This window comes from Clostridium ihumii AP5 (assembly GCF_000612845.1).
Lineage (GTDB): Bacteria > Bacillota > Clostridia > Clostridiales > Clostridiaceae > Clostridium_J > Clostridium_J ihumii.
Genome location: NZ_CCAT010000043.1, coordinates 166,752 through 180,217, shown reverse-complemented (window position 1 = coordinate 180,217; position 13,466 = coordinate 166,752). Strand labels below are relative to the sequence as shown.

14 protein-coding genes and 1 riboswitch are annotated in these 13,466 nt (G+C 25.1%); of the genes, 4 read left to right on the top strand and 10 right to left on the bottom strand.

Features of this window, described 5'->3' with window-relative positions; genetic code table 11:
* Positions 1-18: 18 nt before the first annotated feature.
* Positions 19-1,452: a cardiolipin synthase gene (gene cls, locus BN346_RS06665; RefSeq protein ID WP_040327358.1), complete on the bottom strand. Its 1,434-nt coding sequence runs from the start codon at positions 1,450-1,452 to the stop codon at positions 19-21.
* A gap of 122 nt (positions 1,453-1,574) precedes the next feature.
* Positions 1,575-2,414, bottom strand: a complete 840-nt coding sequence (locus BN346_RS06660; protein ID WP_040327357.1) for a MerR family transcriptional regulator — start codon at positions 2,412-2,414, stop codon at positions 1,575-1,577.
* A 92-nt stretch (positions 2,415-2,506) separates the two neighbouring features.
* Here BN346_RS06660 and BN346_RS06655 point away from each other — a divergent pair, with 92 nt between their 5' ends.
* Both BN346_RS06655 and BN346_RS06650 read left to right on the top strand, forming a co-directional pair.
* Positions 2,507-3,832, top strand: a complete 1,326-nt coding sequence (locus tag BN346_RS06655) for an MATE family efflux transporter (RefSeq protein WP_040327356.1) — start codon at positions 2,507-2,509, stop codon at positions 3,830-3,832.
* Between the two features lie 135 nt (positions 3,833-3,967).
* Positions 3,968-4,624 (top strand): class I SAM-dependent DNA methyltransferase, encoded by a 657-nt coding sequence (locus BN346_RS06650; RefSeq protein WP_040327355.1) that lies wholly within the window; start codon positions 3,968-3,970, stop codon positions 4,622-4,624.
* A gap of 63 nt (positions 4,625-4,687) precedes the next feature.
* On the opposite strand, the gene BN346_RS06645 is transcribed toward BN346_RS06650, so the two are convergent.
* From BN346_RS06645 to BN346_RS06630, 4 genes are all read right to left on the bottom strand, one after another.
* Positions 4,688-7,207, bottom strand: a complete 2,520-nt coding sequence (locus BN346_RS06645) for a cation-translocating P-type ATPase (protein ID WP_040327354.1) — start codon at positions 7,205-7,207, stop codon at positions 4,688-4,690.
* A 126-nt stretch (positions 7,208-7,333) separates the two neighbouring features.
* Positions 7,334-7,423, bottom strand: a riboswitch (NiCo riboswitch).
* 111 nt (positions 7,424-7,534) lie between these two features.
* The gene (locus BN346_RS06640; RefSeq protein WP_040327353.1) at positions 7,535-8,365 is read right to left on the bottom strand and encodes a hypothetical protein; all 831 of its coding nucleotides are present in this window, start codon (positions 8,363-8,365) and stop codon (positions 7,535-7,537) included.
* A 625-nt stretch (positions 8,366-8,990) separates the two neighbouring features.
* Entirely contained in the window at positions 8,991-9,314 is a 324-nt protein-coding gene (locus BN346_RS06635) for a DUF5661 family protein (protein ID WP_040327352.1), read from the bottom strand.
* Positions 9,315-9,386: 72 nt separating this feature from the next.
* Complete coding sequence (locus BN346_RS06630) at positions 9,387-9,620, bottom strand: hypothetical protein (RefSeq protein WP_040327351.1); 234 nt, start codon at positions 9,618-9,620, stop codon at positions 9,387-9,389.
* A gap of 136 nt (positions 9,621-9,756) precedes the next feature.
* On the opposite strand from BN346_RS06630, the gene BN346_RS06625 reads away from it, so the two are divergent.
* On the top strand, positions 9,757-10,146 hold the full coding sequence (locus BN346_RS06625; RefSeq protein WP_040327350.1) for a GNAT family N-acetyltransferase: 390 nt from the start codon (positions 9,757-9,759) through the stop codon (positions 10,144-10,146).
* Between the two features lie 43 nt (positions 10,147-10,189).
* On the opposite strand, the gene BN346_RS06620 is transcribed toward BN346_RS06625, so the two are convergent.
* From BN346_RS06620 to BN346_RS06610, 3 genes are all read right to left on the bottom strand, one after another.
* A complete protein-coding gene (locus BN346_RS06620) occupies positions 10,190-10,795 on the bottom strand; it encodes a superoxide dismutase (protein WP_040327349.1) in 606 nt (201 codons plus the stop codon).
* A 201-nt stretch (positions 10,796-10,996) separates the two neighbouring features.
* Entirely contained in the window at positions 10,997-11,602 is a 606-nt protein-coding gene (locus tag BN346_RS06615; RefSeq protein ID WP_040327348.1) for a superoxide dismutase, read from the bottom strand.
* A 63-nt stretch (positions 11,603-11,665) separates the two neighbouring features.
* Complete coding sequence (locus BN346_RS06610) at positions 11,666-12,025, bottom strand: winged helix-turn-helix transcriptional regulator (RefSeq protein ID WP_040327347.1); 360 nt, start codon at positions 12,023-12,025, stop codon at positions 11,666-11,668.
* 231 nt (positions 12,026-12,256) lie between these two features.
* Here BN346_RS06610 and BN346_RS06605 point away from each other — a divergent pair, with 231 nt between their 5' ends.
* A complete protein-coding gene (locus BN346_RS06605; protein ID WP_040327346.1) occupies positions 12,257-12,658 on the top strand; it encodes a pyridoxamine 5'-phosphate oxidase family protein in 402 nt (133 codons plus the stop codon).
* 46 nt (positions 12,659-12,704) lie between these two features.
* Here BN346_RS06605 and BN346_RS06600 read toward each other — a convergent pair whose 3' ends face one another.
* On the bottom strand, positions 12,705-13,445 hold the full coding sequence (locus BN346_RS06600; RefSeq protein ID WP_040327345.1) for a TraX family protein: 741 nt from the start codon (positions 13,443-13,445) through the stop codon (positions 12,705-12,707).
* Positions 13,446-13,466: the final 21 nt, after the last annotated feature.

Here is a 13,466-nt window from a genome sequence, read left to right as displayed (position 1 = left end):
TTAACTTGTATTCCTATATTAAAGTATTGATGAGAATAATTTAGATATTCCTTCTTTTAGTTTTACTATTTTAGATCTATTATTATATCTTTCTAATGTTAATTCTTCTGATTTTAATAAATCATTTTCAAATGCACTTTTTTGTTTTCTTGAAATTTCATTTGAATATATAAATGCATTAACTTCAAAATTTAATTCAAAACTTCTAGTATCCATATTAGCCGTTCCAATTGAACATATTTGATCATCAATCACTACTGTTTTTGCATGAAGAAATGCATTTTTGTCATAATGATATACTTTAACTCCTGATTCCAATAAATCGCCAGCATAAAATATATTAGCCCAAAAAACAAAAGGATGATCACCTTTTCCCGGAATCATTATTTTTACATCAACACCTGACAATGCAGCAAGCTTTAAACTATCTGATATACTATTATCTATAATTAAATATGGTGATTGAATATAAATATACTTTTTCGCTTTTTGTATCATTTTTAAATATCCAAATTTTATTTCAAAAGTATCACTAAGATTAGGACCACTAGATACTATTTGTATGGCGTCATTTCCTTCTTCGTTAAAGTCTATTGTTTTCATAAGTGCATTTTCTAAATCAATATTTTCTTTAGTAGCATACTTCCAATCTGCCAAAAAACGTAAATTTAAATCTTTAACTGCATCTCCTTTAAACTTTATATGAGTATCTCTCCAATAACCAAATTTATGACTTTTACCTAAATATTCATCTCCAATATTGAAACCACCAACAAAGCCTATTTTATTATCAATAACAACAATTTTTCTATGATTTCTGAAATTCATATTTAAATTTATAATTTTAAGCCATGATGGGAAAAATTCTCCTATCATTCCACCGGCATCAATAAATTCTTTTAATACTTTTCTATTTAAAGCTCTGCTTCCTACAGAATCATAAAGTAATCTAACAGCTATTCCCTCTCTAGCCTTTTTCTCTAGTAATTTTAATATTTTCATACCAATCTCATCATTTTTAAATATGTAAAATTCAATATTTATACTTTTTTGCGCTAAGCTAAGACTATGTAATAACTCATCAAAAAAATCTTTTGAATCTGTAAATAAATCTATATTATTTTTCTCTTTATATGGTGAATAGCTCATTTTTTCAATGGATTCTATAATATCTTTATTATTTTTATTTATATGTTCCAAATGATTGCTAATTTTATTTTGTTCTAAATAAGTTTTATACGTTTCATATTCCATTTGTTTTATTCCAAACATATTGTTTTTATTAAGTTTCCTACCTATTAGTAAAAATATTACAAATCCCACAAGTGGAGCAATATACAATACTAGTGACCATGCCACAATACTATTGGCAGAACGTTTTTCTTTAAAAACCATATAAAATATAGTTACCAAGTTTACAATATGAATTAATGTTACAATAATCTTTATCATTTGTTGTTCACCTCATTTTTAATTAAATTGAGCTATTCATATTTTTTACATATATTTATTATATTATGTAATATATAGTACAATACTTTATTTAAAATCAGAAGTATTTATTTTTAATTTCATTATTTCAAATTCTTTTCTACTTTAATTGAAACTTTGATAACATATTCATTTTTGTTTCTTATTGAAATTTCATCAATTAATCCTTCTTCATAAGAGTATCCGCATATTTTAAGATTATTCTTATCTATATAATTAAGCATCTTTTCATATAATATTGGGATTTTGTCATAATATCCTTTTAAATATCCAACAACATAAAGACCTTCATCTTTTTTTACTATATTTTTACACATATCTGTCTTATTTGTCTTTGTGAAATAATAGCTATACTCATAAAAAAATTTATTTTTTAGATTCTCTTTATTTAGCATTACTCCTATAGAACACCCAGTATTTAGTTGATTTTTCATACAATATTTAAAATGTTCTATAAATGTTTTTAAATCATATTCAACCTCTATATCATCATAACTATTAATATGATCACTTAATATAAGATACTCCTCCTTTTGCTCTTCCAGAAAAATTTCCTCAGTATATTTAATCCCTTCTTTTACTGATTGAATTTTAGTTTCTAATAATTTTTTTATTCTTTCTAAATTTTGTATTTCCTTTTCAACTTCATATTTCTCTTTTGTAAATAATTCTATAAGTATTTCTGGACTTCTATTATTTATAAAATTTTTAATATCTTTTAAAGACATACCTATTTCTTTCAATTCAGAAATTATATTAAAAACTTCTAATTGATAATGTGAGTAATATCTGTACCCATTATCATCTGTTTTTTCAGGCTTAAATAAATCTATACTGTCATAATGAAAAAGAGTCTTTTTATTTACACCACATAAATTAGCAAATTCTCCAGTTGTAAAATATTTAGTTGTTTTTTTATCCATTTTTTCATCTCCCTATTGACTATCCCTTAACGGGATACTTTATTATAAAAAACATGAGAAAATTTATCAAGATGTAAAAGGTGGTTTTTAAATTGGACAATTCACTTGGAAAAAAAGTTACTTTTCTATCACTTATAAAACACACATTTCCTACAATTATTATGATGGTGTTTTTTTCACTTTATACTATTATAGATGGTGTGTTTGTTTCTAGATTTGTAGGTTCAAATGCATTATCTTCAATAAATATAGTTTTTCCTGTAGTAAATATAATTTTAGGTATTAGTATAATGCTTGCTACTGGCGGAAATGCAATAGTTGCAAAACTTATGGGTGAAGGAAAAGATAAAGATGCTAAAGAAGGCTTTACATTAATTATAATAACAGCTTTAGCTATTGGAATTTTTATAACTATAATTTCTTTAATTTTTATAAAACCTATTATTTATGCATTAGGTGCAACAGAAGTTTTATATAAATATTGCTACTCATACTTATTTATTATGATGATATTTTCACCCATAATTATTCTAAAATGTCTTTTTGATTATTTTTTAATAAGTGCTGGAGCCCCTAAATTAGGACTACTTTGTACAATTTTAGGTGGAATTACTAATATAATACTTGACTATATTTTTATAGTTAAATTTAATATGGGTATTGCTGGTGCTAGTTTAGCTACATGTATAGGTTATGCATTTCCTGCTATTATTGGACTTATATATTTTTTAAACAAAAAAAACATATTACATTTTACCAAAACAAAATTTAATTTAAGATTAATTTTAAAGAGTTGTGGTAATGGTTCTTCTGAAATGGTAACTCAAATTTCTTCTGCTGTTACTACATATTTATATAACATTGTAATGATTAAATTTTTAGGTGAAACTGGTGTTGCAGCAATAACAATTGTTTTATATTCTCAACTTCTATTAATATCTGCTCATATTGGTTTTACATCTGGTGTATCTCCTAGAATAAGTTATAATTATGGAAATGATAATAAAATTGAATTAAAAAAATTAGTTAAATATAGCTATATTTTCATATTAATTTTTTCTATTGTTTCTTTTATATTTTCTAGAGCATTTTCTACTAGCTTAGTAGGTATATTTACAAGCAAATCTAGTGAAGTTTATAACATTACTTTAAATGGATTTAATATATTTGCCTATAGCTTCCTAATTTGTGGAATAAATATATTTGCATCTGGAATGTTTACAGCATTTTCCAACGGCAAAATTTCTGCCATAATTTCATTATTAAGAACGTTTATATTCTTCATTTTAGGAATTATTATTTTACCATTTTTTATGGGTGTAGATGGAGTATGGCTTGTAGTTCCATTTGCTGAAATATTAACATTAATGTTTTCATTATATTATACATATAAATTTAAAAATACATATGGTTATTAAATAATAATTTAACAACATATTATTGTAAAGTAATTGTAAACTATACAACAATATGTTGTTTTATTTTTTATGAGTTTTATAATGAAAATAAATTCAATTTTTTATTTATATATACGGTTTAGGTGGCGAGTAATAATGAAACGGCAGGATTGGTTAAATGAAAAAAGAATTATGGCTGAAAAAAGATATGATTCTATATTTTCTATTGATTATGATAAAAATTGGGGTAACATAGAAAAAATTCATGAAGAAACTTTAGAAAAATTTCTAAAACTAATTATATCAAATGGTAAAATTTTAGATGCTGCTTGTGGAACAGGCAAATATTATCCAATTATTAGTTCTAAAAGCTTTAACGTTTTAGGAATTGATCAATCTCAAAAAATGCTTAAAAATGCTAATTGTAAATTTCCATTAATGAAAACTAAAAAACTAGGTTTACAAGAAATCAGTTTTAATAATGAATTTGATGGAATTATATGTATTGATGCTTTAGAGAATGTATTTCCTGAACATCTTTTATCTGTTTTTCAAAACTTTTATAAAGCATTAAAACCTAATGGATATTTTTATTTTACAATAGAAACATTAAATGATGATGAAATAAATATTGCCTTTGAAAAAGGTATTGAAATGGGTCTTCCTATAGTTAAAGGTGAATATGTTTTAGAAGGTGGATATCATTATTATCCTAGTATTGATGAAATAAAAAATTTGCTTATAAGTGCAAAGTTTAATATATTCTCAGAAAATATATCTGAAGGATATCACCATTTCATAGTGTCAAAATAGAAAACAGGAGTTGTCATTAAACTTTTTATAATTTTTTAATATGACAACTCCTATTTAGTTTTTCTATGCTACTTTATTTTTATTAAAAACTTTTACTATTTCATACCATAATACTGCAATCATTGAAGTTATAATAACAATTCCTATTTGTCTAAAACTCAAAGGTGCTAAACTTAAAATACTTGCTAAAGGTGAGTATAGTATTACGACTAAACCTAAAACTGTTCCTATTACTGTAATCCACATTACTGGATCTTTTTTTAAACTTATAACCGATTTAAACATAAGCATATTATTAGAACTATTAACTTGAACAAGTAATATATTAGAAATCATTATTATAGCAAGTCCCATAGAACGAGCTATATTTGCTTCTGTTGGAAAGTTCTTTAAATGTATATAATATACACCAAAAGATGCAAAGAATAGTACCAATCCTTGAATTAAGCTTTTAATTAAAACTTTTGAAGTTAAAATATTTTCATTTGGATTTCTAGGTTTTCTCATCATTATATCTTTTTCTGCTGGTTGTCTTTCTAAAACAATAGAACATGTTGGATCTATTATTAATTCTAAAAGAACTACATGAACGGGTAATAATAATGATGCAATAGCTTTTATTCCAATAAGTGGAGCCATTAAAGACGATAACGCTATAGGTATGTGTATTACAAATATATATCCAATTGCTTTTCTTATATTATCATAAATCCTTCTACCATCTTCAATGGTATGAACTATAGTAGAAAAATTATCGTCTAGTAAAATTAAATCAGCTGCTTCTTTGGAAACTTCAGAACCTTTTTTGCCCATAGCAATACCTATATCTGCATATTTAAGTGCTGGTGCATCATTAACACCATCTCCAGTCATAGCAACAATTTCACCATTTCCTTTGAATGCTTTTACTATTCTCATTTTATGCTCTGGTACAACTCTTGAAAAAATACTTACAGTTTTAACTTTATTTTTAAGCTCTTCATCATTCATCTTATTAATTTCATCACCTGTAATTATTTCATTGCTATGTGGAATACCTATTTGTTTTGCAATAGAACTTGCAGTAATTCCATTATCACCAGTAATCATAACAATCCTTATACCAGCATCTATACATCTTTTTATATCATCTTTAATTGAATCTCTTGGAGGATCTTGAAGTCCTACTAATCCTAAAAAATTCAATTTACATTCTTCAAGTTCTTTAGGAACATTATCACTATCTACTATAGCAGTTGCTACAGCTATAACTCTTAATCCTTTTAATGACATATCATATATATTTTTTTCTATTTCGCTTTTTTCTTTATCTTCTATATTACAAATTTCTAAAATTTTTTCTGGTGAACCTTTAGCTGCAATAATATATTCTCTATTTTTTGCCCAAACATGTCCCATCATTTTTCTTTCGTTTGTAAATGAGTATTCATATACTAATTCACCACTAAAGAGACTTTCCTTTTTTATATTATTATCTTCACAATATTTAAGCATAGCTTTTTCCATTGCATCATATGGTTCAGTTTCACATGCCATACCCATAGTAGTAATTAAATTTTCTATATTATTATCAAATGACCAAACATCAGTTACTGTCATTTTATTTTTTGTTATAGTTCCTGTTTTGTCTACACAAAGTATTGAAACTGCTCCTAAGGTTTCAACTGATGGCAATCTTCGTACTAATGATTTCTTCTTTGCAAGTCTCCATGCTCCCATGGATAAAAACACTGTTAAAATAACAGGAAATTCTTCAGGTATCATTGCCATTGCAAGTGTTACACCTGATAATATGCTTTCAATAATTCGTTCTTTAAAATTATGATCATATAGATTAATATAGGTTATTACACAAACTAATATAAAAAGCACTACTGCTATTTTTGCACAAATCTTTACTAGCTTTCTTGTTTGTTTTTGCATTGGTGTTGGTAAATTAGGTGCTTCTGATACATCAACTCCTATTTTTCCATATTCAGTTTGAAATCCTATATTTTCTACAAGAATTATTCCACTACCTTGTATTGCTAAAGTTCCTGCATAACAATAGTCCTTTTTCCAATAATCCTTATTTTTGCTATCATCTACAACTTTCCAGACACCTTCTGATTCACCTGTTAAAGAGGATTCATCAACACATAAATCATTAGCTTTTATTACTTTCCCATCTGCTGGGATTTTAATACCTTCCTCTATAATTATTAAGTCACCTGGAACCAAATCAGCACTATTTATAACGTATTGCTTATAGTCTCTAATAACTTTTATTTGTGGTGCTGATAAATCTTTCAATGCTTTTAACGTCTTATCTGTCTTCCATTCTTGAATGACATCGATACTTATAACTCCAATTACAAATATTAACATTATGATGCCATCTCTTGGCTCTCCAAGTAAAAAGTATATAATTGCTGCAATAATTAAAAGTAAAAACATAGGTTCTTTTAGAACCTCCAAAACTTTAAGTAAAAAACTACTTTTCTTCTCTGGAACCAATTGATTTTTACCATACTTCTGTTGTAATTTTTTAACTTCTTCTTCTGTTAGACCTTTTAACTCATTTAAATTTGTTTGTTCTGTCATAAAAGTTACCTCCATTTTTAATTCTTAAAAATTTAAGAATATTTTAGATAGCTCTATGGCATTGCATTAAAGATCTTATTTCAGTTATTGCTCTAAAAGTACGCAAAAAATACCTGTAGAACAATAAACTGTCCCACAGGTATTTAAGTCCTGTTGCCAATTAAGGCCCGGCTCCATAAATTAAAGTCATTCATCGGCCTGATCAGTTTGTACTGTAGATTTATATGCAGTGCAAAGAGATTTTATATTATTATATGACTTTTTCTTTATAAACTCCACTAATATTTTCATTCTTTTTTCGACATAAATAATAATTATATTCCAACTTTACCTTTTATTAAATTGTCTTAATGTTGAATATTCTACTATAGAATCACCAATAATTACTTTATACTTAACTAATCCTAATCCCTTTGAATAGTAACATACCTTAACGCTTTCAGAATCATTATTTTTTGTTTTTTCCCATGTTTTAACGTATGGTCCATTTAAAATTAGTCCATCTAAATTTAGATTTTCACCAACTTCAACTATTTCTTTATTTCCCCATCTAGTACCAACAGCTATTGGAGTACTTAAAAGTGCTACCTTTTGACTTACATCATTTTTACTTAAATAATCAAAATTTTTTATTTCATCTTCAGTCAAGTCACTAGAATAATACACTTCACATAACTTGTTGTCTTGTATAGAATATACTGTTACAAAAGGTCCCTTACCATTTGTCCCAATAGTTTCAAAAGATTTTCCATTTCCCTTTATATAATTTAAGTTGGGTGACAAATCGCTACCTAAATATGATACTTCGTAGCTTCCATTAGGAACAAACATTGAAACACCTAAATCCTCTTTTTCACTAACCTTATTGTCTACACTTTTAGATGTATTATCTTCTTTTAACACTGGTACCTTATTAACTTTTGCATCATTACTATTATCTTTAGGTTTTTCTATATTTTTTTCATTAGGTTCTTTATCTTTCTCTATAATCACTTCACTCTTTTTCTCTTTTATCTTAGCATTACTCTCATGTTTTACAGTCTGAGAATTTTTATTGTCTTTGCTTTCTATAGAAGATTCCTTCTCTTTATTAGTTGTACATCCTACCATTATTATTGTCGTTACAATTAATCCTAACCATATTAATTTTCCTTTCATTTATTTCCTCCTATAAAATTTCAAATTGAAATTACTGTATTTCTAGAGTTCCAAGTTCAAATCTTAAATAACATCTTTATCAAGTGATACTATTATTACAGTTTACTCCTGTTTTTGTAGTTGGAACCAAGTAAGAAGTAAGAGTGAATAATGAGCAGTTATGGTTGATATTACTCATTTCATTCCCAACATTCAAAATTCAATGTATATTTTTTATAAATCAAGGAAGTAAGTCGCATTAATAATGTCATTTTATTAACTAGAATTTAATTACATAGTTCTGAATTTAGCCGTTTAGTCTTGGAAATAAAATGACAAATCAATTAGAGTTTCTTTGAAATTTTTATGAATAATATTTAAAATAATTACTGTTTCTTTGAATCAAATTATCCTCAGTTAATATTTGAATAATTTGATTTTTTAGTTTGGAAACATATAGCTTTAAACATACTAATATTTTCTGTACTTAGCTTATATATTACTTTCATTATATGAAAATTTAAATATTAAAATACAAATTATTCAAATTTGTATCTTTTATGTTACTTTTAATAAGACTAAAATTTTATTCTAATTATAATTAAAAGGAGCCTTTATAAAAGACTCCCTTTAATAAATTTATGTTTTATTTCTTATTTTTAGATTTCCAATATGCATTTGCTTCATTTTCAAGTTTCTTTAATCTTGTATAATAATCTGGAAATTCCATTAAATGAGCTAATGCTATTTTCCCAGTTAATATAGGATCATTTTGTGTAACATTTGTATTTGGAAACTTACTTCCATGTTCAAGTTCCACATTAACGCCTATAGTAAATTCATCTAAATCAAATAACTCTTTTGAAAAATCAATGCCTAATAATTTTGCTATTTCTTTAGCCTCCTCTTTACTAAATGAAACTTTATTATTTTCACCTCTAAAATTCATTATTATCCATGTATCTTTCATTTATACACCAACTAAATATTATTTCACAAAATTATTATATGATTTACTTCATAATATTGATTATACTTATCTCTATTTTATTATTATATTATATCCAAAATCCTTTTTCCCAAAGTATGCTTCTGCACATACAAAACTATTTTCATATACACTACATATATTTTTTATTACATTTTCAACACTTATACTACGATTAGCAATCTCTGTCTCATTAATTTTAAATTCAATATTTGCTTTAAGTTTATCTCCTTTCTTATTCTCATCTACTAACTCATATACACTAATATATATTTCTATTTCTTTCATATAAATTATTTCTCCTTAGTTAATATTTTTATAAATTATATCATTTTCTAATATTTAGGTGAATTATTATTTATAATTTTTTATTATAAGGAAATTATATATTTATAATAACTGATTTTTGAAAGGAGATTTTTATATGAATTTAAAATATACTAAAGAGCTTTCTAACAAAAAAGACTTATATGAATTATATAATACTCTAGAATTTAGTAGCTTATCAAATTTAAATGAATTTCAATTGTTAAGAGCAATAAATAATAGTTACTATGTACTTTATGCTTATAATGATGATAAACTAATTGCTATGGGAAGAATAATTTCTGATGGTGTCACAAATGCTTATTTATGTGATATAGGTGTTCATCCTAATTATAGAAATAAGCATGTAGGTTACACTATAGCTAATAAATTGATAGATAAATGTAAAAATGATAACTTAAAGCCATATGTAAATTGCACTGAAAATCTAATACCTTTTTTTGAAAAATTAGATTTCAAAAAACATAATATTAATTTAACTATATAGATAAATAAAGCTAGAAAACACATTGTTTTCTAGCTTTATTTCTTTATTTATTATAATATTCTTCTACTTTTGACCAGTCTATTATATTCCATATATTCTCAACATAGTTTTGTCTTAAGTTCTTATATTTTAAATAATATGCATGTTCCCATACATCTATCATTAATATTGGAATTAATTTGTCACTAAATGGAGAATTTTGATTTGATACTTGCATTACTATTAATCTATTCTCTTTATCTTTAACTAAACATCCGTAGCCAGATCCAAATTGCTTTATAGCTGCTGAAGTTAATTTTTCTTTTAATTCTTCTAAACTTCCAAAGGTTTTATTGATTTCATCTAAAAACTTACCTTTTGGAGATTTAGCTGGCTTTGGAGAAAGTATTGAAAAATATAGATTATGATTAGATACTCCACCACCTTGATTTATTATATCTTGTCGTATTTCTTGTGGGATATCTTCTATATTGTAAAGAATTTCATCTAGTGTTTTGCCTTTAACAAATTCATTATACCCATCTAAAGCTTTGTTTAAATTATTTACATAAGTTTGAAGATGCTTATTATAATGTATGTTTACAGTTTCTGCATCTATGTATGGTTCTAGTTCATCATAAGAATATGGTAATTTAATTTTATCATACATACTTTTATACTCTCCTTAATTTATAATTATTTAATATTATCTTTTCTTGATTTATATATTATATTCATAAATTATATATCATAACTATAGATAAATAAACTTAATATTGAAAATTTTTTGTTTATTTTATTTGTTATTGATATTAAATTTATTTTTTATTAACAAAAGCTAGAAAACATATTATTTTCTAGCTTTATATGTTTATTTATTATAATATTCTTCTACTTTTGCCCAATCTATTATATTCCATATATTTTCAACATAGTTTTGTCTTAAGTTTTTATATTTTAAATAATATGCATGCTCCCATACATCTATCATTAATATTGGAATTAACTTCTCATTAAGAGGACAATTTTGATTAGGAGTTTTCATAATCATTAATTTTCCATGTTTATCTTTAACTAAACATCCATATCCAGATCCAAATTGCTTTATTGATGCTTCAGTTAAGTTTTTCTTTAACTTATCAAAACTTCCAAAAGCCTTATTTATTTCATTTAAAAACTTTCCAGTAGGACATTTAGTTGGATTAGGTGATAATATAGAAAAATATAAATTATGATTGTATACTCCACCACCTTGATTTATTACATCTTGTCTAATTCTTTTAGGTACCTTTTCTATATTGAAAAGTAATTCTTTTAATGTATATTTATTTACTAAGTCATCATATCCTTCTAATATTTTATTTAAATTATTTACATAAGTTTGAAGATGCTTATTATAGTGTATATTTACAGTTTCAGCATCTATATATGGTTCTAATGCATCATAAGAATAAGGTAATTGAATTTTATCATACATATAGTTTTCTCCTTAAACATATTATTACTTATAAATAATATATATTACATAAAAAAAATTATATTACAACATTTTCTTCTCTAATTGTACTTTTCCCCATTTTGTGATTTCTAAAAGTGCAGGCATTAAAGTTTCTCCTACTTCTGTTAACGAATATTCTACACGTGGTGGAATCTCGTTAAATTGAACTCTTTCTATCACACCATCTTTTACAAGTTCTTTTAGTGAGCTTGAAAGAACCATATCTGTTATTCCATAAACTGTTCTTTTAAGTTCATTATATCTAATATTTTTTTCTTCATCTATCGCAACTATAATTCTTATTTTCCATTTACCACCTATTATTCTCATAGCATATTCAAGTGGGCAAATCTTTGAAATGTCCAATCTACTTTCAATTTCCCTTTTTAAACTCTTTTCCATTATAAGCTTTCTCCTGTTAAATAGATTTATTTTATAATATTAATTTTAACACATTATATAAATAAGTTTTTAGATAACTTCAACTGTATTACTCACATTTTTGTGAGTTACTAATAAAATTCTGCATACTTGTTCTTATTTTTATAATATTTATAATGTTTATAGAGAAACAACTTAAGATTTTACAGGGTTCTAAATTTTATTTTTAAACCCTAAATAGGAGGATTTTTTATGGAAAAATTATTAAAATTTTTAAATGACAGTTCTGTTTTTTATCTTGCAACTATGGAAGGTAATATGCCACGTGTTAGACCTTTTGGTTTTTCAATGATTTATGATAATAAATTGTATTTTTTAACTAATACTGAAAAAAATGTTTATAAGCAATTAGAGAACAATCCATCATTTGAAATTTGTGCATTATCACCTTCAAATGAATGGATACGTATAAATGGACAAGCTAAATTTGATAATGATAACTTAGATGCAAAGAAAAAGGTATTTGAAATTGCTCCAGATTTACTAGGATTATATGAAAGCCCTGAAAATCCTAAAATGTCTTTATTTTATTTAAGCAAAGGGTCTGCTACTGTATATTCTATGAAAAATGACCCTAAGCTAATAAACTTTTAAATTTAAAATAGGAATTCAATTATTGCTTGAATTCCTATTTTTATTCTTACATGTAGAAATATATATAAATTTTAATTAAGCCCAATATAATTAAGTGCAATGGATAAAATATATAAAATCCCCATTTGGTAAGGACTGTTTTCTTACCTCTTTCACCATTATAAAAATATATTATTGGCAATGATAGTAATATACCAAATTGGAAGAATTGAGTGTATATTGGCCTACCATATTGATATGCAGAAATTCCAAAAATAAACACAAATACAACACTTATAATACATAACCACAAACATTGTTTTTTAAATTTTCCTCTATTTATATAAAATGCAAGAGTCATAAATATTGCAATAAAACTCCAATCCCCTGGTATTGCTAAAATACATAATCCTAATATTGCTAAAGTTTTTAATCCTTTATTATTAATTTTATCATAAGCCCAAATTGATAATAAACTTAAAAATAATGTATATATTACCCCTGAAGGAAAAAATATACCTATTCTACCTGTTTCAAAAAATACAAATGGTATATGTGATATTAATGCAAATATGCCTAATCTAGTAGCATATTTTTTTATATTTTTAGTATGAGTATATCCCTCTGCAATAAAATAACACATAGTTGGTGCTGTTATTCTTCCAATAATATGCATTATTTGACCTAATACTGAATCAAAGGGTACAAAGGCCCACCCAATATGATCTATTAGCATTGCAACAATTGCAATAACTTTGATTGTATTTCCATTAATTCCATTTTTGTTATTTTTTAAACTTTCCGACATGATATCCCCCTTTAATAGCTT